At 58.4% G+C, this 23081-nt stretch carries 19 protein-coding genes, 3 pseudogenes and 2 riboswitches; of the genes and pseudogenes, 8 read left to right on the plus strand and 14 right to left on the minus strand.

Going from position 1 to position 23081, the window contains the following annotated elements; translation table 11 throughout:
* The first annotated feature begins 53 nt into the window (after positions 1–53).
* The 7 genes from TKWG_RS16550 to TKWG_RS16570 all read left to right on the plus strand — a co-directional run bounded on the left by TKWG_RS16550 (position 54) and on the right by TKWG_RS16570 (position 4716).
* The gene (locus TKWG_RS16550) at positions 54–890 is read left to right on the plus strand and encodes a carbohydrate ABC transporter permease (RefSeq protein WP_014751939.1); all 837 of its coding nucleotides are present in this window, start codon (positions 54–56) and stop codon (positions 888–890) included.
* Complete coding sequence (locus TKWG_RS16555) at positions 887–1747, plus strand: carbohydrate ABC transporter permease (protein ID WP_050981646.1); 861 nt, start codon at positions 887–889, stop codon at positions 1745–1747. Before TKWG_RS16550 ends, TKWG_RS16555 begins: the two co-directional genes overlap by 4 nt.
* A 54-nt stretch (positions 1748–1801) precedes the next feature.
* Positions 1802–2647: an extracellular solute-binding protein gene (locus TKWG_RS26160; RefSeq protein ID WP_202947725.1), complete on the plus strand. Its 846-nt coding sequence runs from the start codon at positions 1802–1804 to the stop codon at positions 2645–2647.
* Positions 2648–2730: 83 nt separating this feature from the next.
* A complete protein-coding gene (locus TKWG_RS26165) occupies positions 2731–3087 on the plus strand; it encodes an extracellular solute-binding protein (protein WP_202947726.1) in 357 nt (118 codons plus the stop codon).
* A gap of 48 nt (positions 3088–3135) precedes the next feature.
* Positions 3136–3288 (plus strand): HAD family hydrolase, encoded by a 153-nt coding sequence (locus TKWG_RS23700; RefSeq protein ID WP_014751941.1) that lies wholly within the window; start codon positions 3136–3138, stop codon positions 3286–3288.
* Entirely contained in the window at positions 3279–3806 is a 528-nt protein-coding gene (locus tag TKWG_RS16565) for an HAD family hydrolase (protein WP_014751942.1), read from the plus strand. The genes TKWG_RS23700 and TKWG_RS16565 overlap by 10 nt, the downstream gene beginning before the upstream one ends.
* Before the next feature lie 13 nt (positions 3807–3819).
* Complete coding sequence (locus tag TKWG_RS16570) at positions 3820–4716, plus strand: CehA/McbA family metallohydrolase (protein ID WP_014751943.1); 897 nt, start codon at positions 3820–3822, stop codon at positions 4714–4716.
* A gap of 248 nt (positions 4717–4964) precedes the next feature.
* Here the strand turns inward: TKWG_RS16570 and gcvP are convergent.
* From gcvP to gcvT, 3 genes and pseudogenes are all read right to left on the minus strand, one after another.
* Positions 4965–7842, minus strand: a pseudogene (gcvP, locus tag TKWG_RS25375) (aminomethyl-transferring glycine dehydrogenase).
* 79 nt (positions 7843–7921) lie between these two features.
* Positions 7922–8293 carry a glycine cleavage system protein GcvH gene (gene gcvH, locus TKWG_RS16580; RefSeq protein ID WP_014751944.1) on the minus strand — a complete coding sequence of 124 codons (372 nt, stop codon included), beginning with the start codon at positions 8291–8293 and terminating at the stop codon, positions 7922–7924.
* 73 nt (positions 8294–8366) lie between these two features.
* A pseudogene (gene gcvT / locus TKWG_RS16585) lies at positions 8367–9511 on the minus strand (glycine cleavage system aminomethyltransferase GcvT).
* 62 nt (positions 9512–9573) lie between these two features.
* Positions 9574–9692, minus strand: a riboswitch (glycine riboswitch).
* Between the two features lie 10 nt (positions 9693–9702).
* A riboswitch (glycine riboswitch) is annotated at positions 9703–9807 on the minus strand.
* Between the two features lie 460 nt (positions 9808–10267).
* Here gcvT and TKWG_RS16590 point away from each other — a divergent pair.
* A complete protein-coding gene (locus TKWG_RS16590) occupies positions 10268–10600 on the plus strand; it encodes a GrlR family regulatory protein (protein WP_014751945.1) in 333 nt (110 codons plus the stop codon).
* A 203-nt stretch (positions 10601–10803) separates the two neighbouring features.
* Here TKWG_RS16590 and TKWG_RS16595 read toward each other — a convergent pair whose 3' ends face one another.
* From TKWG_RS16595 to TKWG_RS16635, 11 genes and pseudogenes are all read right to left on the minus strand, one after another.
* Positions 10804–12006 (minus strand): BaiN/RdsA family NAD(P)/FAD-dependent oxidoreductase, encoded by a 1203-nt coding sequence (locus TKWG_RS16595; RefSeq protein ID WP_014751946.1) that lies wholly within the window; start codon positions 12004–12006, stop codon positions 10804–10806.
* Positions 11999–12394 (minus strand): Orn/Lys/Arg family decarboxylase, encoded by a 396-nt coding sequence (locus TKWG_RS27280; protein ID WP_407636936.1) that lies wholly within the window; start codon positions 12392–12394, stop codon positions 11999–12001. The genes TKWG_RS16595 and TKWG_RS27280 overlap by 8 nt, the downstream gene beginning before the upstream one ends.
* A gap of 177 nt (positions 12395–12571) precedes the next feature.
* Positions 12572–14262 (minus strand): annotated as a pseudogene (locus TKWG_RS16600) (Orn/Lys/Arg decarboxylase N-terminal domain-containing protein); the annotation flags it as partial.
* A 34-nt stretch (positions 14263–14296) separates the two neighbouring features.
* Complete coding sequence (dcd, locus tag TKWG_RS16605; protein WP_014751947.1) at positions 14297–14860, minus strand: dCTP deaminase; 564 nt, start codon at positions 14858–14860, stop codon at positions 14297–14299.
* Between the two features lie 85 nt (positions 14861–14945).
* Positions 14946–15839, minus strand: coding sequence for a translocation/assembly module TamB domain-containing protein (locus tag TKWG_RS21855; protein WP_050981647.1), 894 nt, complete (start codon positions 15837–15839; stop codon positions 14946–14948).
* Complete coding sequence (locus TKWG_RS21860; RefSeq protein ID WP_050981648.1) at positions 15752–17263, minus strand: translocation/assembly module TamB domain-containing protein; 1512 nt, start codon at positions 17261–17263, stop codon at positions 15752–15754. The genes TKWG_RS21855 and TKWG_RS21860 overlap by 88 nt, the downstream gene beginning before the upstream one ends.
* A 2-nt stretch (positions 17264–17265) precedes the next feature.
* Positions 17266–18666 carry a translocation/assembly module TamB domain-containing protein gene (locus tag TKWG_RS16615; protein ID WP_014751948.1) on the minus strand — a complete coding sequence of 467 codons (1401 nt, stop codon included), beginning with the start codon at positions 18664–18666 and terminating at the stop codon, positions 17266–17268.
* Positions 18558–20249 carry a translocation/assembly module TamB domain-containing protein gene (locus TKWG_RS16620; protein WP_041709602.1) on the minus strand — a complete coding sequence of 564 codons (1692 nt, stop codon included), beginning with the start codon at positions 20247–20249 and terminating at the stop codon, positions 18558–18560. Before TKWG_RS16620 ends, TKWG_RS16615 begins: the two co-directional genes overlap by 109 nt.
* 8 nt (positions 20250–20257) lie before the next feature.
* Entirely contained in the window at positions 20258–20842 is a 585-nt protein-coding gene (locus TKWG_RS16625; RefSeq protein ID WP_041709603.1) for a hypothetical protein, read from the minus strand.
* Complete coding sequence (locus TKWG_RS16630; RefSeq protein ID WP_014751949.1) at positions 20842–21285, minus strand: AsmA family protein; 444 nt, start codon at positions 21283–21285, stop codon at positions 20842–20844. The genes TKWG_RS16625 and TKWG_RS16630 overlap by 1 nt, the downstream gene beginning before the upstream one ends.
* The gene (locus tag TKWG_RS16635; protein WP_014751950.1) at positions 21285–23066 is read right to left on the minus strand and encodes an autotransporter assembly complex protein TamA; all 1782 of its coding nucleotides are present in this window, start codon (positions 23064–23066) and stop codon (positions 21285–21287) included. Before TKWG_RS16635 ends, TKWG_RS16630 begins: the two co-directional genes overlap by 1 nt.
* Between the last annotated feature and the right edge of the window lie 15 nt (positions 23067–23081).

The raw sequence follows: 23081 nt of genomic DNA on the forward strand, positions 1-23081 counted from the left end.
CGGGTCACCGAAAAAAAACGCCGCTGGCCTGACAGCATGGCTGGTGGTTTGCCATGCCTGCATCCTTTCTCATGCTCAGCACCATGCTGCTGCCTGTCATCATTGTGATGCTGCTTAGTTTTACCAACTATGAGCTTGGCATGCCGGACACGGGCTTTGTCGGTATCGATAACTATGTGTCGGTTCTGGGCGATGCCAAATTCTGGCATGTGCTGCGCAATACCGTGATCTATACCCTGCTGGTCGTTCCTGGTTCAGTCATCGGCGGCCTCTTTCTGGCCGTTCTGGTGCAAAGCGTCGGCAAGGGTCGCCGCATTTACCAGTGCCTGTTTTTCCTGCCGGTGACCGCAACGCTGGTGGCCATGGCCACCGTCTGGAAGTATCTGCTGCACGGCCAGATCGGCCCGATCAACCAATTGCTGCATGGCCTTGGCCTGCCGCAAATGGAATTCTTTGGCGATCCCGGGCTGGTGTTAATTTCACTTGCCATTATCGGCATCTGGCAGCTGGCCGGTTTCAATATGGTGCTGTTTATTGCCGGCCTGGTGGCCATCCCCGAAGATCTTTATGACGCGGCCCGCGTAGACGGCGCCGATCGCCCGTGGGACCGCTTTTTTACCGTCACCCTCCCGCTACTGGGTCCCACCATGCTATTTGTGATCGTGACCTCCAGCATCACCGCATTCAAAGTCTTCGATACCGTAGCCGTACTCACCCGGGGTGGTCCACAGGCAGCCAGTGAAGTCATTCTTTACCAGATTTACCTGGAGGGATTTCAATATTTGCGTACAGGCAGTGCCGCTGCCATGACCGTTCTCTTCCTGGCCTGCATTCTGGTCCTGTCCTGGCTGCAAACCAGATTAACCGAAAGAAAGGTTCATTACGTATGACACCGCAACCGAGGTATGGCGCCCGCCTTCTATCACAACTGACATTATCGTCCTGTTTGCGCCACGGTACATTACTCGTGCTGGCGCTGGCCATGCTGTTCCCTTTTTACTGGATGATCGTGACGGCCTTTCGTCCCGCCCAGGAAGTGTTCTCGGGCTCGTTCAACTGGCTGCCCCAGCAGTTTGTCGGCTGGGATAATTTCCGCACCGCTCTGGCCGATGCGCCTTTACTGCGCTACATGCTCAATGGCGCAATCGTCTGCGCCGGTGTGCTGCTGGTGCAATTGGCAACGGCCATACCTTGTGGCTGGGCATTGGCGCGCTACCGCTTCCGGGGCGATCGACTCCTGTTTGGCGCCGTTCTGCTGGGCTTGTGCATCCCCATCCAGGTGCCGGCCATTCCGCTCTTTCTGGGGCTGGCTGCAACCGACCTGCTCAACACCTATTTTGCCTTGATGGTGCCCTTTTTTCTGTCGGTGTTTGCCATCTTCCTGTTCAGACAATCATTCAAGATTTTCCCGGAAGATATCGTGCAGGCTGCGCGACTGGATGGTCTGTCCGAAATGGCCATTCTCTGGCAGATCGTCGTTCCCGCCAGCAAACCGGCCATTGCCGCCTTCTCGGTCTTTTCCGTAACCAGTCACTGGAACGATCTTTACTGGCCGTTGATTGTGATCACCAATGCAGAGCTGATGACGCCTCCTCTGGGATTGGCATCCTTTGCCGATCCCGAGATCGGCGCCAACTTCGGCGCGCTGATGGCCTCCGCAACGATCGTGACGCTGCCGCTGATGATTCTCTACCTTTTTATTCAACGCCATTTTATTCAGGGCGTGACCAATACAGGCGTCAAGTAAGGATGCCAGCTTCAGACCAGCGGGTCGGAAGTTTTTTTCTGGAGTGCAAGTGATATGAAAACTGTTTGTCGGATATTGATGGGGCTGTCAGTCAGCAGCCTGTGTGCATACGCGGTAACGGCCCAGGCCGAGACCATTACACTGGATGCCATGCACGCATGGCCAGGCCACAATCCTTTTTATGAAAAAGTCGCACAGGCGTTTACCAAGGAGAATCCGGATATTGTCGTGCGCTTTCGGGCCTCGCCACCTTCTTATGACGAAGCGCACCAGGCCGTGCTGCGCAGCATGATGACCGGGCAATTGCCCGACGTCTACTTCTCCGGCTTTCATTTATTGCCCGAACTTGTGCATGCGCTGGAGCGCCGCAAGCAGGCAGTCGATCTGAAACCATTTATCGATAAAGAAAAAGATCAGTGGTTGCAGACCAATTACGAGGCGTCCGTCCTGAAACTGGCCCAGGTCGACGACAAACAATACGGCCTGGCCTTCAATGCCTCCACACCCGTTATTTTCTACAACGCGGACCTAGTCAAAAAAGCCGGCGGCGACCCGGATGCATTTCCGACAGACTGGTCCTCGCTGGTGGCGCTTGCCGCGAACATCGCCAAGACCTCAGAAGGCATTAACGGCATGGCCTATGACGTACATGCCTGGCCGGACGACTGGCTCTGGCGTGCCCTGATCATGGAGCAAGGCTCCCCCATCATGAACCCTGACGGTAAAACCGTAGCTTTTGCCGGCGAATCAGGCCTGAATGCATTGCGCAAGGCCCGCAGCTTTGTGACCGACGGCGCCATGGCCTTGCGTGATTTTGACCAATCGCGCCAACAGTTTGTATCAGGCAAGCTGGGCTTTATTTTTGCCTCTCCCAATAGCGCCAAGCATTTTCAGAATTGATCGGCTCGCGCTTTGCCCTGCGTTCCTCGGTATTCCCTCTAGCGAATAAAGCATCCGGCAAGGTGCCTACCGGTGGAAATGCCATGATGATTCTGAGCAAGGACCAGAAACGTCAAGAAGCCGCGTGGCAGTTCATCAAGTTCGCCACCGGCCCTGTCGGTCAGACAGCAGCGGTGCTGGGTTCGGGCTATATGCCTACCAACAAGCTGGCCCTGCAGCCTGAGTACCTTGGAGACTTTTACAAGAAAAACCCCAACTGGGAAACCAGCCTGAAGCAGATTGCCTATGCCAGCCCATGGGGCGGCTACCCGGGTAATAACGGCGTACAGATCTGGCGCACACAGCGTGACATTATCGGTTCTGTCATGCGCGGCACGGTGACGCCCGAAGACGGGCTCGCACAGATGACTGAAGCGACCAATGCCCTGTTAGCAAAATAATTATGTCAACCGGGGTGGCCAGGCGCCGCCCCATTTTGCCGGTATCTCATGATCAATACTTCTTTGGATCTAATTATTTTTGACTGCGATGGGGTCATCGTGGACAGCGAAGTGCTGTCCACGCGGGCGTCTGCCGCAGCACTGGCTGAATTCGGCCTGAGCCTGAACGAAGCGCAGGTGCCGATCTGCTGGTGGGCCTGACCTTTGAGGCGGGGCTCAAGCGCATCCACGAGCAATACCAACTGGTGTTGCCACCGGCATTTGCCCGGCGAAAAATGCAACTGACCGAACAGCTATTTCGTCAGGAACTGACGCCAGTGCCAGGTTTGCTTGACTTGCTGGAACGTCTGACGCTGCCTTACTGCGTGGCGTCCAACAGCTCCCACGAACGGCTGCGGTTTTCGTTCGAAGCCACAAACCTCACGCACTATTTTGACGGCCGCATCTACAGCGCTGACGATGTCGCTCAGGGCAAGCCCGCGCCGGATCTGTTCCTGCACGCGGCAGGCCAGTATCACACGCCGCCGCAGCGTTGCCTGGTGATCGACGACAGTCCCAGTGGGGTGCGCGCGGCAGTGGCCGCAGGCATGCCGGTCATTGGATTTACCGGCGGCGCCCATGCACTTCCTGCGCTTGCCCACCAGTTGCACGACGCTGGCGCAACATGGTCATGCCTGACTACGCTGCGGTCAGCGCACACATCGAACAGTACAACGTAAAGGAATTTTCATAATGCTTGATACGCTTTTTTCCAGGCCAGGCAAATTTTTGCGTGGCAATCTGCATGCCCACACCACCAATTCCGACGGCATGCTGCCGACCGAAGAAGTGGTTAGGCGATACAAGGAATCAGGTTACGATTTCCTGGCGCTCACAGATCACTTTCTGCCCTCGTATCAGTTCCCGCTGACCGATGCGCGGCAATTCGCCTCGGACACGTTTACGCCACTGGCCGCCGCCGAACTGCACGTGCCGCGCACGGAAAACAGTGCACTGTGGCATATTACCGCCATCGGCCTGCCCTACGACTTTGAACCCACGCGCGAAGGTGAAGACGGTCCGACCATTGCCCGGCGTGCAGCCGATGCCGGCGCCTTCGTCACGCTGGTTCACCCGGCCTGGTACAGCCTGTCGCTGGCCGACGCGCTCACGATTGATGCGGCCCACGCCGTGGAAATCTACAACCACGGTTGCCAGCTCATGCATGACAAGGGCGATGGCGCCTATCTGCTGGACGGGTTGCTGGACCGCGGGCGCCCGATGCTAGCCACTGCCGTTGATGATGCGCATTTCAAGTCACCGGACTTTGGCGCGGCATGGGTAGAACTCAAGGCCGACAGCAGGGACCAGGCCGATATCGTGGCGGCCCTGAAAGCCGGCAGTTTCTACTCCACCCAGGGACCGGTCTTTCATGATATTGAAACCACCGCCACTCATCTGAATGTACGCTGTTCTGCCGTCAATGGCATTCTGGTTGTGGGCGCCGGTTATCTGATGGCCTATCAGTTTGCGACCGGACTGACCCGTGCCAGCATTGATCTGGCGCCGCTGGCAAAAAGCCCGTGGTACCGCGTCGTTTTAATTGGCGCAGATGGCAAGCGCGCCTGGAGCAATCCGGTCTGGAAGTGACGCAGTGCGGATCGCGTACCTAACGGCATAGTTCAGCAAAGGACATAACGCTTGCGCAGCTTGCATGCGTGAGCTTGCGGCCTGTGTCACCCGATACATTACGAGCCCGATAGGTACGTCACACCCGACAGCCGCAAAAAAACCGGGACGACTTGCATGACGTAATGCCATGTGGGTCGCCCCGGTTCGTTTGATGTGGGATGCTCTGTTACCAGAAATCTCCCACGACAGACCTGCTACGGGTCCAATTAGTCGATATAGGCTTCCAGCGGCGGGCAGGAACATACCAGATTGCGATCGCCGAAGGCATTATCTACCCGCGCCACCGGCGGCCAGTACTTGCCGACAGGCGAGACATGGCCGGGATAGGCAGCCTGGCTGCGCGCATAAGCATGGTTCCACTCATCGGCAGTCAGCATTTGCGCTGTATGCGGCGCGTTGGTCAGCACATTGTCCTGGGCATCCACCTCACCGGCCTCTACCTGGGCAATCTCGCGGCGGATAGAGATCATCGCCTCCACAAAACGGTCCAGCTCTTTCAGACTTTCCGATTCGGTCGGTTCAACCATTAAGGTACCAGCCACCGGAAAACTCATGGTTGGCGCGTGAAAACCATAATCGACCAGGCGCTTGGCCACGTCGTCTACCGTAATGCCGCAAGCGTCCTTGATGGGGCGCAGATCCAGAATGCACTCATGGGCAACGCGACCGTTACGACCGCTGTACAGAACCGGATAATGCGGCGCCAGGCGAGTAGCAATATAGTTGGCATTGAGCAGCGCAACTTCGGTGGCGCGCTGCAAACCAGAAGCGCCCATCAGCGCGATATACGCATAGGAAATGGGCAGAATGCTGGCCGAGCCAAAAGGCGCCGAGGACACCGGACCAGGGCGTCCGGCCGCATCGGCTGCGTCAGGCTTGCCCTGTTCGTTCAGGACACCCGGCAGATAGGGCGCCAGATGCGCACGCACGGCAACCGGACCCACGCCCGGACCGCCGCCGCCATGCGGAATGCAGAAGGTCTTGTGCAAATTCAAGTGGGAAACGTCGGAACCGAAGCTGCCTGGCTTGGCCAGCCCGACCATCGCGTTCATATTGGCGCCGTCCAGATATACCTGGCCGCCAGCGGCATGAACCAGATCGCAAATCTGTACGACGGCTTCCTCGAACACGCCATGAGTAGAAGGATAGGTAATCATCAGTGCAGCCAGACGATCGCCGGTCTGCTCGATTTTGCGCTTCAGGTCTTCCACGTCCACGTTGCCATTGCTGTCAGAGGCAACCACGGTCACCGACATGCCGGCCAGGTTGGCCGAGGCCGGATTAGTACCATGGGCAGAGGACGGAATCAGGCACACATCGCGCTGAGTCTGGCCATTGGCCTGGTGATAGGCACGAATGGCCAGCAAGCCGGCATATTCGCCTGCGCGCCGGAATTGGGCTGCAGGCTGACCGAATCATAGCCGGTTATCTCGCACAACGCGGCCGACAGGCGACTGACCAGTTCAGCATAGCCCGTGGTTTGCGCAGCCGGTGCGAACGGGTGAATATTGGCGAACTCCGGCCAGGTGATGGGAATCATCTCGGCAGTGGCGTTCAGCTTCATGGTGCATGAACCCAGCGGAATCATGCTGCGATCCAGCGCCAGGTCCTTGTCGGCCAGGCCGCGCAGGTAGCGCAACATGTCGGTTTCGGAATGAATGCTGGAAAAAATCGGGTGCGACAAAATGGCGGACTGGCGCGCCAGGGTGACCGGCACGAAGGTGTCTTCGCCGGCGTTGAGTGCAGCAACATCAACCGCAGTCGCACCGGCAGCTTGGTCAGCACATTGGCCAGTGCCTGCAGGTCTGCCAGGGTGACTGTTTCGTCCATGGACAGGGCAAATTGCGTGTCGGATACCCAGCGCACATTGATCTGCGCGGCATCCAGCCCGGCACGCAGTGCCTGACCGTGACTGGTCTGCACCAGCAGCGTATCAAACCAGGTCTCGTTCTGTACCTCATAACCGGCAGACTGCAGCAGGGTGCGCAGCAGGGTCGTGGTCACATAGGTACGCTGGGCAATGCGCCGCACGCCCTTGGCGCCGTGATAAACGGCAAACATGCTGGCCATCACGGCCAGCAGCACCTGCGCAGTACAAATATTGGAGGTCGCCTTCTCGCGACGGATATGCTGTTCGCGCGTTTGCAGCGCCAGCCGCAAGGCCGGCTTGCCCTGCGCATCCTTGGACACGCCTACCAGCCGTCCCGGCATGCTGCGCTTGAAGGCATCGCGGCAGGCCATGAAACCGGCATGCGGGCCGCCAAACCCAAGCGGCACGCCAAAGCGCTGCGCCGAGCCCACTGCAATATCGGCGCCCCACTCGCCCGGTGCTTTTAAAATGGCCAGGGCCAGCAGGTCGGTGGCAACCGCCACCACAGCACCTGCGGCATGCGCATTAGCAGCCAGTTGCGTATAGTCGCTCACGCCGCCCAGGCTATGCGGGTACTGCAGCAGCACGCCAAAGCACTCGGGCAGGCCGTCGGCTTCATCAGCCACCACGACCTTGATGTCCAACCCTTCTGCACGGGTTTTAACCACCTCGATGGTTTGGGGGTGGCAATGGGCAGACACAAAGAAAACATCGCTTTTTGACTTGGCAGAACGGCGTGCCAGCGTCATGGCCTCGGCCGCAGCCGTGCCCTCGTCCAGCAGGGACGCATTGGCAATATCCAGGGCCGTCAGATCGGTCACCATGGTCTGGAAGTTCAGCAGCGCTTCCAGTCGTCCCTGGGAGATCTCGGGCTGATAAGGCGTGTACGCCGTATACCAGGCCGGGTTTTCAAGAATATTGCGCAAAATCACATTGGGGGTCAGCGTGCCGTAATAGCCCTGGCCAATGTAGTTGCGGTAAACCGCGTTTTTCTGTGCAATGGCGCGCAATGAAGCCAGCATGTCGGCTTCGCTGCGTGGCCCGTCCAGCGCCAGGGGCGCGGCATTGCGAATACGGGAAGGAACAATCTCGTCTATCAGTTCGTCCAGGCTCTCGGCGCCAATGACAGACAGCATCTCTGCCTGCTCGGCTTCAGATGGCCCGATATGGCGTCCGACAAATTCCTGGGACGTCGCTTCGTGTGTGTGCAACATAATCTGGGTAATCCGGTGGTAATCAGTCATGCCGCTGTTGCCTGGCATTCAGCGTGAATGCGGGCAACGGCGGCGGGTTTCAGGCCTGGGCTTCGTAGGCAGCCGCATCCATCAGCTTGTCGGCGTCGGCCGCGTTGGCGGGCTTGATTTTGAATATCCAGTTAGTGTAGGAGTCTGCATTGACCAGGTCAGGCTGCGCTTCCAGCACATCGTTGAATGCGACAATTTCGCCATCTACCGGTGCGTAGATGTCCGAAGCGGCCTTGACCGATTCGACCACGCCGGCGGTGTCGCCTGCCTTCAATTGCGCGCCCACCTGGACGTCGCCCACGTAGACCAGATCCCCAAGCTGTTCCTGGGCGTTATCAGTGATGCCGACAACGAACACGTCGCCTTCGGCCAGGACCCACTCATGCGAAGGGGTGTATTTACGATCGGTAGGTAATTTCATTCAAGACTCCTGGAAGAGGAAAATGACCACGTTGCACACGGTCATATAGTATCAAGGTTTATGTGACGGTTTTCTATTTCTGTGCAGGGACCACGGCCTTGCCGTTGCGCACGAAAGGCAGCGCGGTCACCGTGGCCGGCACCCACTTGCCGCGGATGTCCACTTCAACGGTATCGCCGGCAGCCACGCCCTGGGGCAGACGGGCAAATGCCACAGACACGCCCAGCGTGGGCGACATGGTGCCGCTGGTGACTTCGCCTTCGCCCTGCACGGTGCGTACCCGCATGTGCGCTCGCATCACGCCGCGCTCATTGAGTTTGAGACCGGTAAAGACGTTCTTGCGCGGTGCAGATTCAATGGCCTGGCGGCCGATGAAGTCGCGCTGGGTATCGGTCAGGCTAACTGTCCAGGTAAGTGCTGCCTGCGCCGGCTGGGTCTGCTCGTCCATATCCTGGCCATACAGGTTCATGCCGGCTTCCAGGCGCAGCGTATCGCGCGCACCCAGACCGCAAGGCGCCACTCCCGCGGCGGCCAGGCGGTTCCACAGCGTTTCGGCCTGCGCGGCCGGCAGCACGATTTCAAAGCCATCTTCGCCGGTATAACCGGTGCGGGCCACCAGCGTGTCGTTGCCGACACTGGCTGCGAAAAACGCCTTGAGCGGTTCAGTGGCCGCCTGCCAGTCGGGATGGATCTGCCAGACCAGTTCCCGGGCTTGCGGGCCTGAACAGCAATCATGGCCAGATCGCGCCGGGGGGTGATGGTGACATCCAGCTTGTGCTCACTGACCACGCGCTGCATCCAGTCAATATCCTTTTGCGCGCAGCCGGCGTTCACAACCACACGCCAGCGGTCATCATCGAAAAAGTAAACAATCAGGTCGTCGATCACCCCGCCTTCGGGGTTCAGCATGCAGCTGTAGAGCGCCTTGCCGGCGATGGCCAGCTTGGCCACATCGTTGGCCAGCAGCAGGCTCAGGAAGCGGCGCGCCTGCAGGCCGGTCACATCGACATTGAGCATATGGGAGACGTCGAACATGCCCGCTTTCTGGCGCACGGCATGGTGTTCGGCCAGTTGCGAGCCATAGGAAATAGGCATTTCCCAGCCGCCGAAATCGACCATTTTGGCGCCGGCAGCCAGATGGGCCGCGAACAGGGGCGTGCGATTCAGTTCAGAGGGGGGAGCGCTTGCCGCGGTCGGGGGAGTTGTCTGTGTAGACATGCTTGCACCTGTTGAAAAGGATTGAAGGTCGCAGCGCACAGGTTTCACCACGAAACCGGCGCTTGTCGCCCTCTGTCCTTTTGCCTGAGAGTTGTAGCGCGCTTTGGACTGGCCTGATGGCGCAGCACAGCGCGTTTCCCCTTCGGCGCCTTAATGAAAAGGTCTCTCCAGAGTGCCTTACCGGCCGGGCCGGTGATTGTGCGGTACATGGACCTGAGCGATTCCGGGCGAATTGCGCCTTCGGTGGCAACATGACGGGCTGGTAGCCGGCTGCTGCTCTCTCCCACGACAATTTAAAAGCATGCGAAAGGATACAGGCAAACGGCAAAAAAATCCATTATGACAACCCCCATACTCAATTTTTTACCGCCATCGCCCCCCTGCCCGGGCGGCACGCGGCGGCCGATTTACAAGTGCGCAAGTTAGCAGAGGTTAGCCGGCGTTATGGCATTGTTACCGTGCCAATACGAACTGTTACATCTTATAGTTTCAATTAAATAATTCTTTGGAAAAGAGATAGAATACACTTGACCACAAGCAATTGTCACTCGTGGCAGTACCCTCACACACGAGTGTCATCATGTTGCGGTACACTAGCCATCCGCTGGTGAACGTCAGCATAAAACACAACAATATCAGATACAGAACACACGTTTTCATTAGCAGCTTCATTAGCGAGCGGGTCTATTTTCAGAGCAGCTCGCCACTGCAGTCAGCATCAAGCGCCCTAGTGGCAACTACATAAGGAGTACTATTATGGATAACGGTTTCTACGCAACAGTGATCGCAGATTCCAAAGCCCACGCCGGAGTGACGGTCGTAGAAGACAACAAGGTCCGGGGGGGCGACGCCCATTACCTGTATTCAGGCACCATCCAGGCCGATGGCAACGATGAAATCGTCGCCAACCTGAAAATCAAAGCCTATACCGCGGTCGACCAGTCTTTCGGCACCGACGAAAACAGCTTTGAGCTATCCCTGATGGGCGGCAAAACCGATAGCGGTTTTCGCCTGACGGGCTATTCACCCAGCGGTCGTGAAATCGTCATCGACGCGCGGAAAATCGCCAATATTGACCTGGGCTTCTAAAAGCGTCATCCAGGGGTGACCGGACCGGCATTCACATTCTTATAATTTATAGGGCGGTCGCCACAGGCGGCCGTCAGCCGGACCGGCACCTTGCGTGCACACGTTAATCTGAACCCATTGCCTGCCCGTTGAAAACACAACGACAGTACAGGCACATCACCCACATTCTGCAGTCCCGCCCTGTCACACGCCTGCGTACTCTGTCACGCTGACAGCGCGCGCCCGCAAGCCATCGCAGAGGCCCAGGCCCACTGAAAGTTGTAACCACCCAGCCAGCCGGTCACGTCGACCACCTCGCCAATAAAATACAGTCCCGGCACCTTGCGTGCCTGCATGGATTTCTGGTCCAGCTCGCGGGTATCCACGCCGCCACGCATTACTTCGGCTTTTTTGTAACCCACCGTTCCGGACGGGGTCAGAACCCACGGTTGCGCACTGTCTGCCAGCTGCGTCAGCGGCTTGTCGGCCATATCGGCCAGCCGCTGCGTCGGCAGCATGCCCCGGTATTGCAGCCAGTTCTCGGCCAGTCGGCGTGGCCACACTTCGCTCAGGGCATGGGCCAGGCTTTGCTTGCTGCCCTTTTTGCGCTGCACCAGCTCCTGCGCCAGTTGCCGGCCTGGCAGCAGATCAATATGGATGGGGGTGTCCGGTTCCCAGTAGCTGGAAATTTGCAGGATGCCCGGGCCCGACAGGCCGCGATGGGTAAACAGCAAGTCCTCATCGAACAGGCCCCGGCGTTTACCCTGTCCCGTTTCCAGCCGGGCCGGCACCGCCAGGCCCGAGAGTTCGGCAAACGGTTTCCAGCTTTGCTGATCGAAGGTCAGCGGCACCAGCGCGGGTCGGGGCTCAATAGTTTTCAGGCCGAACTGGCGCGCCGCCTTCAATCCGAAATCGGTCGCCCCCAACTGGGGAATGGCCATGCCGCCGGTCGCAATCACCAGCTTGTCGGCGCTCAGCGTGCCGCTTGCGGTCTGCACCGTAAAGCGGCCGTTTTCCTGGCCAATTGCGGTCACGGGCGCTTGCATGCGTCGCTTGACTCCACCCTTGTCGCACTCGGCCACCAGCATGTCGATAATCTGCTCGCTGCTGTCGTCGCAAAACAGCTGACCCTTGTGCTTCTCATGCCAGGCAATGCCATGGCTGCGCACCAGCGTCAGAAAGTCCTCGGGGGTATAGGCAGACAGGGCCGATCGGCAGAACGCCGGATTGGCCGACAAAAACTGCTGCCAGGTGGTACCGATATTAGTGAAATTGCAGCGACCGCCGCCGGAGATCCGGATTTTTTCAGCCAGCCGGCTGGCGTGATCCAGCAAAACCACCCGCTGGCCACGCTGGCCGGCCACCGCCGCACACATCAGGCCGGCAGCACCGGCGCCGATGATCACGACATCAACAGAATCACTCATCCAGTCTTAAGCAGTCCACGTAGAAAAAGTCGCGACCATCATCCTCAACCACATGGCCCAGGCCATGGATAAAGGTTTCGAAGCCCGGAAATTTCGCATTGAAACCGCGCGCAAACTTCAGGTACTCCACAATGGTCTTGTTAAAGCGCTCACCCGGAATCAGCAGCGGAATGCCCGGAGGATACGGCGTGAGCAGCACCCCGGTCACGCGGCCTTCCAGCTCGTCCAGCGGCACACGCTCCACTTCGCGGTGCGCCATTTTGGCAAACGCATCCGAAGGCTTGAGCGCCGGCACCATATCCGACAAATAGACTTCGGTGGTCAGGCGCGCCACATCATGCTGGCTGTAGGCCTCATGAATTTTCTGGCACAGATCGCGCAGGCCCATGCGTTCATACTGTTTAAAGTCGGCGCAGAACTCGGGCAGGATACGCCACAGCGGCGCATTGCGATCATAATCATCCTTGAACTGCTGCAGCGCCGTCACCAGCGTATTCCAGCGGCCCTTGGTAATGCCGATAGTAAACAGGATGAAGAACGAATACAGGCCGGTTTTTTCCACCACAATGCCGTGCTCGGCCAGGTACTTGGACACCAGCGCCGCAGGAATGCCACTGTCGGCAAAATGACCGTCAATATCCAGCCCCGGCGTAATAATGGTCGCCTTGATCGGATCCAGCATATTGAAGTTCTCGGCCAGGTCGCCAAAGCCGTGCCACTCGTCGCCAGACTCCAGCACCCAGTCCTCCTGAAAGCCGATACCTTCGGAAACCAGGCGATTCGGTCCCCAGACCTTGAACCACCAGTCATTGCGACCATACTCCGAGGCCACCTTGCGCATGGCGCGGCGAAAATCCAGGGCTTCGCGGATACTTTCTGCAACCAGGGCGGTGCCGCCGGGCGGCTCCATCATGGCGGCCGACACATCGCACGACGCAATAATCGCGTACTGCGGTGAGGTAGAGGTATGCATCAGAAATGCTTCGTTGAAAATATTGCGATCCAGCTTGCGGTTCTCGGACTCCTGCACCACAATCTGCGACGCCTGGGAGATGCCGGCAAGCAGCTTATGCGTGGAGTGCGTGGCAAATACCATCGCGTCCTTGCTGCGTGGCCGGTTCGGGCCGATAGCGTGCATATTGGCATAAAACTCATGGAATGCCGCATGTGGCAGCCAGGCTTCGTCAAAGTGCAGCGTATCAACGATAGTGCCCAGTTTTTCCTTGATCATCTCCACGTTGTAGATCACGCCATCATAGGTACTTTGCGTGAGCGTCAGAATGCGCGGCGTCTTGTTCTTGAGCTCGCGGGCAAACGGATTGGCTTCGATTTTCTTCTGAATGCTTTCAGGATCGAACTCTTCCAGCGGAATGGGGCCGATAATACCCAGGTGGTTGCGCGTAGGGCGCAAAAACACCGGTATTGCACCTGTCATGGTAATGGCGTGCAGGATAGATTTATGACAATTGCGATCGACCACCACCACGTCATCGTTGGCCACGTTGGCATGCCACACCACCTTGTTGGAGGTGGAGGTGCCATTGGTCACGAAGTAGCAGTGATCGGCATGAAAGATACGTGCCGCGTTGCGCTCTGACTCGGCCACCGGACCGGTATGGTCCAGCAGCTGGCCCAGTTCCTCAACCGCATTGCACACGTCTGCGCGCAACATATTTTCACCAAAGAACTGGTGAAACATCTGCCCCACCGGCTTTTCAGAAACGCCACGCCGCCGGAGTGACCCGGGCAATGCCAGGAGTAGGAACCATCCTGCGCATACTTGACCAGCTCGCGGAAAAACGGCGGCGAGAGCCCGTCCAGATAGCTCTTGGATTCGCGAATAATATGGCGCGCCACAAACTCGGGTGTGTCTTCGAACATATGAATGAAACCATGCAGTTCACGCAGGATGTCATTGGGAATATGCTCGGAGGTGCGGGTCTCGCCATACAGATAAATGGGGATGTCTTCATTGCGAAAGCGCAGCTCGCCAATAAAGGTTCGCAAATTGCGGATGGCATGCGCCACGTCTTCGCGCGAGTCCACATCGAACTCTTCATCGTCAATGGACAGAATAAAGGCGCTGGCCCGGCTTTGCTGCTGGGCAAACGAACTTAAGTCGCCATAACTGGTTACGCCAAGAACCTCGACGCCTTCTGCCTTGATGGCATCGGCAAGGGCACGAATACCGAAACCGGACGCGCTGTCCGAGCGGAAGTCTTCGTCAATGATGACGATGGGAAAACGAAATTTCATCGGGTACTCCTGGCTGGCTGATCAAATAGCCTGATTATGTTCTTGGAAGTGTGACGCCTTGTTGACCCTGATACTTCCCGCCACGATCGCGATATGATGTTTCGCATACCTCGTCGCCCTGCAGGAACAGAAACTGGGCACATCCCTCGCCGGCATAGATTTTTGCGGGCAGCGGCGTTGTGTTGGAAAACTCCAGCGTAACATGGCCTTCCCACTCGGGCTCCAGCGGAGTCACGTTCACGATAATGCCGCAACGCGCGTACGTGCTTTTGCCCAGGCAGACGGTAAGCACTTCGCGCGGGATGCGGAAATACTCAACGGTGCGGGCAAGCGCAAACGAGTTCGGCGGAATAATGCAAACATCACCCTTGAAATCCACAAAGGATTTCTCGTCGAAGTTCTTCGGATCCACAATCGTGGAATTGATGTTGGTAAAAATTTTGAACTCGTCAGCGCAACGCACGTCGTAACCATAGCTGCTGGTGCCGTAGCTTACGATCTTTTGCCCGTTATGCTCGCGCACCTGACCCGCCTCGAAAGGGGTGATCATGCCGTCTTGCGCCGCCTGCCGAATCCACCGGTCGTTCTTGATACTCATAGACTGTATCTCTCTGCTGGGGTCTGCCCCGAAGGGAAAAGCGCCATTGTAGCCCCTGCGGCTGCAGGGGAGTATGCATTTTTCATCAGTCCCTGAAAAACCGACGATAGACCAGTTCCAGCCCGTTAACGGTGCCGCCCTTGATATCGGCCGACAGGTTCCTGAAAAGCCGGTAGCTGCCGCGCAGCACGGTACCGGTGCCGGCCATGGCCTGCTCTACACTCACTGTCATGCCGTTTTCAAATTTCTTGCTGGCCACGAAAAACTGCTGGGACAGGTCGCTCGACGATTCCTGGTTGACGCTGGAAGCCACTGTTTTTTCGGGCAGAACCGTACCGGACTTGCCGACATTGCCCGAACGGATGGCAATATCGTCCAGACCCAGCTTGCGATAGAATGGTTCACCCCCGCCCACAATGGACGAGCCCACCGAGAACAGCAGGGCCGCGTCGCTGCCGCTGCTGTCGGGGCCACGCCCCATCAGCAACCAGGACAGTTTTTCCACCTCGCTCACATCCGGATAGGACACCAGATCAATCTTGGGCTTTCTGGCCGTGCCCACTACCTTGACCCCGGCCTCTACATCCAGGCCGGTGCGCAAGGCTTCGATATCCAGGATCGGATTGGCCAGGTTACCCTGGAAGGTGATGCGACCACGACGGATCTGCAGGCGCTGTCCATACGCTTCGATTGCCCCGCCGCGAGTACGGAAGGCGCCCACGCCGGTCAGTTGGTTCTTTTCCTGAATCACGTTGAGCGACCCCACCAGGCCGGAGTCCAGCCCCAGCCCCACGATATAAAAGCGCTTGCCCAGGTCCACCGTAAAATCCAGCGTCAGGTCCAGGGGAGACTCTTCCTTGACTACCTTGGTCTGGCCCGGCTTGAGCACAATCACATCGCCATCCACGGCCGGCACACTGCCCAGAATATCCACGCTGGCCCAGCCGGCATCGGCCGTGACCTTGCCCTTGATATCCACCTTGGGCAGGGCGCATTAATATCCACATCGCCGCTGATCATCACAAAGCGATCGGACCGTTGAATAATCGGATAATGATCGAAGACGATCCGGAAATCGCCCTTGCTGGTGTTCAGGTTCCATTTGCCGGTAATGCCCAATGAACCATTCTGTGCCTCTGCATTATCGTCAATCCATTTCTTGGTGCGCCATTCATTGGCCTTAATGCGGATCACCGACGGAAAGCGCAGCGTGTTTATAACCACCTGGTTGTCGCGCAGGGTAGCCTCCAGCGTGCCATCGAGCAGGCGGATGCCGTTGTCGATTTCCACGATTTTCACTTTGGAACCGGAAATTTTGCCGCTGGTCGTCCATTGGCCATTGGCGCGCGATTGCGCGGTCACATTCAGCGCCACGGCTCCGCCCAAATCCAGCATATCGCCGGTGAGCGGCCCCATCCAGCTGATGTCGGCCAGTTTGCCGTTAAGCGTGATTTTTGAGCCGCCATTCAGATTCGGCGCCAGCCCGTTGAACGCGATGGCCCCGGTTCCTTTCAGATTGCCTTTGTTTTGCGTATCAAAGGCCAGATTCAGATTGGCAGTACTGGTGGTGGCGCCGGTCTTGTTAAAGGTGGCGCCCACCAGCATATTGTTCAGGCCCAGCGGAATTGGCGTTGCCGCAGGGATCATGAAATCGCCGCTGACGCGCTTGACGGCAGTCTTGCCGGTGAGTGCGCCATCAAAGGCCAGATCCCAGTCGAAATCAAGCACCAGCGAGGTTTCCTGCGGCGCGCGCTTGCGCCGGTCGATAATCCCGGTATTGGCGTTTTGCGCTGCCTGGGCAGCCGGATCGACCAGCTTTTGCATATCACGAATGAAAGCCGGGCTCAGTACAAAACGGCGAATGGAACCCTTGGTCTGCCACTTGCCGTTGCTGCCCGTGGTGCCATCCTGATTGATCACGATGCTGTGTTTACCCGGCAGGCCGATATTAATGTTCGATGGTCCGGCTTCCCAGGCCGGCAGCCCGCCTTCTGCCGCAGGGGCAAACGCCAGTGCCCACGGCTTATCCTGTTCCACGGTAATCCCTGCGTGCTGTACGTCCAGCGTAGCGAGCGTGCCGCGCCAGCCTTCTATGCCCTGCTCGTTCTTGCTCCAGGAACCATCAGCAGCCAAACGGAAATTGACCGGTGCCTTGCCCAATTCCCGGGACTTGCCCTGCGAGAACATGCCCTTCAGATCAAGCGCGTGTTTGGCGACCATGCCCTTGACGGTGCCATCCACGGTGACGCTGCCAGGCAGGCCGGGCCAGAACGAAGACAGGGCCGGTGCGTCCACGTCCAGCGTCAGCACGCTGTCGGCCTGGCCGAAAGCGCCTTTGCTGCGTATCTTGTTGCTGCCCAGAGTCAGGTCGATATTGGCCGCCGGCACCTGGAAGGCATTCAAGTCTATACCCGTGCTGCCCTGGCCGCCCAGGCCAAATCGCGCACCGCCAGGTCCACAGACCCGACCAGCGGTTTGTCATTCCAGATACTGCCTTTGTCAAAACGGCCCTTGATGGTCGCTGATTTGATGGCCGTGGGCGAGAACATATCCACATCGGCCGTCAGATCGGTACTAAGCAAGGTGCGGGGGATACTGTCTGCCATCAGCTTGCTGACCGGCAACGCCTTGGAATTAACACGCATATGAATGCGGTCTGATTCGTCCTGTCCGCCCTTGGGCGAGACCAGCGCTTCCAGCGTCAGCGTTGCGCCGTCGCGCAGGGCAAGATCAGCCTTGGCATCGCGCAGCAACAGCGGCGTTGCCATATCCAGTTTTACATCCGCATTCAGATGTGATTTTTCCCCGGTGGCGCTGGCTGTTACGACGTAGCCATCCTGCACCTGCGGCGTTTGCTGCGGTTCAATGTCAAATGCAATCGTGTCAAAATCCAGCGGCACCGGGGTCCTGAAGGGCAACACGCCCGTGCCGTCGGTGCGCATAATATGCGCCGAGCCGGTCAGCATCTGGTTGAATGCCAGATCCCAGTCCGCATCCAGCGTGATGTCCTTGTCGGCCACGGCGTTGGCTGCCGCGCGCTTGTCACTGTTGCCCTCGGCTTTTTTGCTGCCTGCCGTAGCCGCCGCCAGCGCCTTGTCCGCAGCCTGCGTGGCGGCCAGCGCCGCTGCCGGGTCTTCGGCTGTAAAGGCTTTTTGCAGATTCATCAGGTATTGCGGATTAATGACCAGATCCTTAATCTGCCCTTTGGTCTGCCACTGGCTGCCATTACCGCCAGACTCGCCAGGCAGAATCTGCGCACTGCGATTCTCGGGCAGATCCAGCACAAACCGCGAGGCCGTGGTGGCCCACTGCATGGGATGCCGGCCATCGGCCGGCAGAAACGACAGGGACAGCGGGCTTTGCTGCTGCAGTCGCAACTCGGTATGACGCAACTGCAAATCTTCCAGCACGCCCACCCAGCCTTCCTGGCCGCCCTCCACTTTGTCCCAGGCGCCCTGGATATTCAGGCCGAACACCACCGGCGCTTTGCCCAGCGCGCGACTGGGCGCCTGTGCATACATACCGTAAACTTGCGCGCGATGATTGGTCACGCGGCCATCGACCACCGCATTGACCAGCGCACTGCCCGGCAGGGATGGCCAGAAATTGGCCAGTGCCGGTGCGTTCACGTCCAGATACAACTGGCTGGCATCCTGTCCAAAGCCGCCATACGCTGTGATCCGGTTATTACCCAGCGTCAGGTCCACATCCGTGTCGCTGATCTGCAGCTTGTCCAGATTCGGCTTGATAGTGCGATCGGCCTGCTGCTGTTCCGGCTGCTTATCAAAAATACCTGCCAGGTGCACCTTGCTGCCAATTGTGCCGGCCAGCGGCTTGTCATTCCATGTGCTGCCTGGGCCAATTGTGCATCCAGGTTCACATCCGCGATTTCGCGTTTGCCCGGCAGCGTATCGGCAACCAGCAACACGGTGCCGTTAAGCAGCGAGGCCGGCGTGGCGCCCGCCGACAGGGCCTGCAGATTCAGCGCCTGCAACCCGACCTTGGCGGTCAGTCTATCGGTCCCTTCACTAACGCCGGCGATGGTTTCAATATCTGCGTTCACTGCAGCGCCATCGGTCAATGCCAGTTGCACCTTGCCATCACGCAACGGAATCACATTTGCCATAGCCAGATTCAGCGTGGCATCCAGGCTGGACTGCGGGCCCTGCCCCTGCGCGGCAATGGCCAGCAGCGGATTTTTTTCATCCTGGCGCGTTTCATTCAGCTTGATGCGCAGTGTCTCAAAATCTACCGGGATGTTCTGCACCAGCGGCACGAACCGATCGCCGGCCGTGCGCTGCACATTGATCTCACCCTGCAGGCCATTTTCCGTAGCTATATTCCAGTCGCCATCGAACACAATATCCGGAAAGCTGCCGGCGGTTTTCTGCGCCAGCGCCCTGGCAGCAGCATCCCGCGCTGTTTTGTCAGTTGCATTGGCCGGCTGCGCATCGCCGGCGGCCGTCATCCTGGCCACTTCGTCCATCAACCTGTCGCTGATCGTCAGGTTGGTAAAGGATCCCGCTGTTGTCACGCCCAGGGCATTGCCACTGGCCTTGTCCAGCTTGATCTGTGCTTCGGAGCCGCCGGGCAGGGTCAGGCCCAGCGCGCTAGGCCCGGCCGCCCATACATTCTGCACACCGGTTGCGTTCGGACTGAACAACAGAGGCAAGGCATCGCGCTCGCGCACGCGCACCCCGGCATGCGCCAGGTTCAATGCGGCCAGCTCGCCTTCCCAGCCGTCAATCCCGTCTGCCAACCTGTGCCATTTTCCGTTGATGGTGGCCGACAGGTCCAGCGGCGCCTTGCCCAGGGTTTTTGCAGCGCCCTGGTTGACCTTGCCGCTGATATCGATCGCATGTTGGGCAATCGTGCCGGCCAGTGTGCCAGAGAGCTTGGCCGTACCGTTAACGCCATCGACCAGCTGGCCCAGCTTGGGCGCATCCACACTCAAACGCAGCACGCTTTCCTGCTGCCCGAAGCTGCCCGATGTGGTGATACTGTTTTCACCCAGTTGCAGATCAATATCTGCCTTGCGAATATTCAGGCGGTTCAGGTCCACCAGCGTAGTCGACGTTTGTATTGCATCTGTGGTTGCGGCGGTTTGCTGCGCCTTCTCAAGCGCATCCTCGCCCTTGGCCGTGGTAACGGTTTTGCCTTCCGCCTGGGCCTGGCGTGCGGCCGCGGCCTTGATATTGTCGGCAACGGCCTGGGCCATTTGCTCGCCATCAACAATCCGGCGCTGCGTCAGAACGCCCTGCGAATCAATATCAATATCCAGGTCGGCGGCCAGCGGTTTGCCCTGCAGACGGCTTTCGCCATCGACCGTGCCTTTCAATTGCAATCCCTGCACATTGGACAGACCAAGAACATCTGCCACAAATGTCATATCGCTAGTCAATACCGAATCGGCCGCCCCCTGTTGCCCCTTGAGCGTGAGCCGCTGGCTGGCAAAAGAGCCGGCAAGGCGGTCAGACTCTGCCGCGCCTGTTTTTCCTTTTTGTCCAGCTTGAACTGCAGGCCAGAGGCGTCGCCCAGCTTGACGTTCACATTGGCCTGGTTCAATGGAATTCCGCCACCCATCACGCCCAGGTTCAACGACGCATCCACGTGCGCGCCCTGGCCGCTGCCCTGCAAGGTCACGCCCAGTTTTTCCAGATCGCCGGCCACTTGCGTGTGCAGATCAAATGTGCAATCACGCTGCTGCAGCGCGCCGGTCAGCACGCCGCCAATCTGCACGAACTGGCTCAGGCATACCGGCGACTGTTTGTTTTGCGTCGCCAGTTTGGCATTCAAATCCAGCTTCATCGGATACGGGCTTTTGATGGATTCCACTTCCAGCGTACCGTTCAGATCTGCCTCGGTCTGCGGATGCGACACGTGCACGCTTTTGAGCGTGCCTTTGGCATGCTGGTCAATGATCAGCAAATCGGTCAGACTGAAATTGCTCAGCCCCACGGGCAGGCCCGACCCATCGGGCATCAGCAGGCAAAATCGCCTACATCCAGCCGATCCACCTGTATGCCAACCGGAATACCCGGCATTTCAAAGGGCTTGGCTTCGTCCGGCGCCGGTTCGGTTGTCTCCAGCGGCAACAGCTTGACGTCCAGATCAGCCACACTCATCTGCTCTACACGCAAGGTGCGTTTGAACAGTTTAAGCCAGTCCACCTTCAGCACAGCCTCGCGACCGGTAATCTTGATTTCGGGCGTATCGATCAGCAGCCGCTCCAGCTCGATCCCGCTCCATAAGGTGCCGCGCACATTATGCAGCTCGCCACCCACCTGGCCGATCACGGTATTGAGCAGCCAGCGACTGCCCGGATTGGTGCCCATGAACCAGAACACAAAGGCGCACAGCCCGATCAGGATCGTCAGGACAATGGGTTTCCAGCGAAGATACCAGCGCAAATATTTCATTTTCATCAGAATGCCACTCCCAATGAAAAGTGCAGCCGTATGCTGCGATCACGTTGCCCATAGGCCAGGTCCAGAAACAGCGGGCCGGCCGGGGTCTTGATTCTTGCGCCCACGCCATAACCCACGTGCAGCTTCATTTTATTGAATGCCGCTGCCGCATCACCGGCATCAATGAACACACCCATGCCGAAACGATCATTGAAGTAACGCATATATTCAACGCTGACCACCGCCAGGGAACGGTCTCCTACGACCGCATCGCCGGCGCTTTTGCCGATATCATTGTATTTATAACCACGGATGGAGCGCGCGCCCCCGGTCCGATAGCCGAAGTCGTCCGGAATGCGCATGCCGCTGGAACCGAATACCTGTCCCACTTCGCCGCGCACGGTAAAGACATCGCGCCGACCTATCGGCCACCACTGTTGCGCACGCAGTCCGACCCGGCTGAAAGGTTCGCCTTTATCCAGCGTCACGCCGGCGCCCAGGCCCAGTGCAATCAGATTGCCTTCACGAGGATCATATTTGTTGTCGACATCGCGGCGCAGAAAATCCCAGGTGGCCACCATTGACGGCAGGCGGTAACGCTCCTCGCCCTCGCGCTTGACCGAGTCATAGGCCGCCAGCACGCCCCAGTTCGATTCATAATCGACCCGGCTGGCCGCATCCAGCTTGAACTCCAGCTTGCGTTTCCAGCCCACGGCATAACGCATCACATCTTCATCCTGGATATCGGAATGACGGAACATGACCCCTACGCTATCTTTGCTGCCGTCCAGATTGGGCGGCAAATGAAAATCCATATAGGCGCGCTGCAACTTCGCATTCACCGCGGCGCCGGTTTCCATAATCAGCGGCTGGCCGAACACCACATTCTGTTTGTACATGATCTCGGCGCCCGGCCCCACCGCATCATCTATGCCCAATGACCCGGCCAGTGAGCGCGCCGGCGCCTCCGACACGCGCACAGCGACCGGCAACTCTACCGCGTCCTGCGTATAGACCTCATCGCCTGGTGGTTTTTTCAGGGTCACGAACGCGCCGCGAAAGAAATTGGTAGACTGAATCTGCTGCTGCCAGGTATCCAGTTGTTCCTGGGAAAAGCGCTGGCCCGGCGTGTACTTGATATAACGACGGATCAGGCTGTCAGGCACACGCCGCAAGCCCACCACTTCAGTGTGACCCAGCGTGACTGCCGGGCCGCTATCGACCGTGGTCTCGGTATCCACAGTGGCCGTTTCGGGGTTGACCACAGCCTGCGAATGCGTCATGCGGGCCAGGTAAAAATCATTGGCCGCCACGCCCTCAAGCATAGCCGATTTGGCATTGCTCCACTGTTCGTTCAGAAAATCCTTGTCTACCGGCAGGCCCCAGTCTTTGCGCAACTGTGATACGCGATCATTAAAGCGCGGCGTGGCAATGCTGCCTGTAAAGTGATTGGTCACCGACTTGACCTTGGAGACCTTGCCCGGATCAATGGAAATATCCCAGGTTTCACCGCCCACGTCTTCACCCACTTCCAGCGTGACCTCGGGTGCGAAATAGCCGCGCGTAGCCAGGGCAGATATCACTGCTTCGCGGCCCTTGCGGCGGATCCGGTCGGCCTCGCCCGAATCCTGATCGTCAGCCATGCGAACCACAGCTGAAATACCTTTGTTTACTGCATCCAGCGCCTCGGGGCCCAGCCCGCTGGGATCAATAATCACTTCGGGCTTTTGCGCAGAAACCTGACCAATACCGGCCAACAATAAAATCGTTGTAAGAAAACAAGCCTTGTTCAATCGCATTGGTCCATTCAGCGC

The organism is Advenella kashmirensis WT001 (assembly GCF_000219915.2).
Lineage (GTDB): Bacteria > Pseudomonadota > Gammaproteobacteria > Burkholderiales > Burkholderiaceae_B > Advenella > Advenella kashmirensis.

Excerpts from the sequence above, each read along its gene's own strand:
- TKWG_RS16550 (WP_014751939.1), top strand. The coding sequence starts at position 54 with ATGCCTGCATCCTTTCTCATGCTCAGCACCATGCTGCTGCCTGTCATC.
- TKWG_RS16555 (WP_050981646.1), top strand. The coding sequence starts at position 887 with ATGACACCGCAACCGAGGTATGGCGCCCGCCTTCTATCACAACTGACA.
- TKWG_RS26160 (WP_202947725.1), top strand. The coding sequence starts at position 1,802 with ATGAAAACTGTTTGTCGGATATTGATGGGGCTGTCAGTCAGCAGCCTG.
- TKWG_RS26165 (WP_202947726.1), top strand. The coding sequence starts at position 2,731 with ATGATGATTCTGAGCAAGGACCAGAAACGTCAAGAAGCCGCGTGGCAG.
- TKWG_RS23700 (WP_014751941.1), top strand. The coding sequence starts at position 3,136 with ATGATCAATACTTCTTTGGATCTAATTATTTTTGACTGCGATGGGGTC.
- TKWG_RS16570 (WP_014751943.1), top strand. The coding sequence starts at position 3,820 with ATGCTTGATACGCTTTTTTCCAGGCCAGGCAAATTTTTGCGTGGCAAT.
- gcvH (WP_014751944.1), bottom strand. The coding sequence starts at position 8,293 with ATGAAATTACCTACCGATCGTAAATACACCCCTTCGCATGAGTGGGTC.
- TKWG_RS16590 (WP_014751945.1), top strand. The coding sequence starts at position 10,268 with ATGGATAACGGTTTCTACGCAACAGTGATCGCAGATTCCAAAGCCCAC.
- TKWG_RS16595 (WP_014751946.1), bottom strand. The coding sequence starts at position 12,006 with ATGAGTGATTCTGTTGATGTCGTGATCATCGGCGCCGGTGCTGCCGGC.
- TKWG_RS27280 (WP_407636936.1), bottom strand. The coding sequence starts at position 12,394 with ATGGGCCTGCGCGATCTGTGCCAGAAAATTCATGAGGCCTACAGCCAG.
- dcd (WP_014751947.1), bottom strand. The coding sequence starts at position 14,860 with ATGAGTATCAAGAACGACCGGTGGATTCGGCAGGCGGCGCAAGACGGC.
- TKWG_RS16620 (WP_041709602.1), bottom strand. The coding sequence starts at position 20,249 with ATGACATTTGTGGCAGATGTTCTTGGTCTGTCCAATGTGCAGGGATTG.
- TKWG_RS16625 (WP_041709603.1), bottom strand. The coding sequence starts at position 20,842 with ATGCCCGATGGGTCGGGCCTGCCCGTGGGGCTGAGCAATTTCAGTCTG.
- TKWG_RS16630 (WP_014751949.1), bottom strand. The coding sequence starts at position 21,285 with ATGAAAATGAAATATTTGCGCTGGTATCTTCGCTGGAAACCCATTGTC.
- TKWG_RS16635 (WP_014751950.1), bottom strand. The coding sequence starts at position 23,066 with ATGCGATTGAACAAGGCTTGTTTTCTTACAACGATTTTATTGTTGGCC.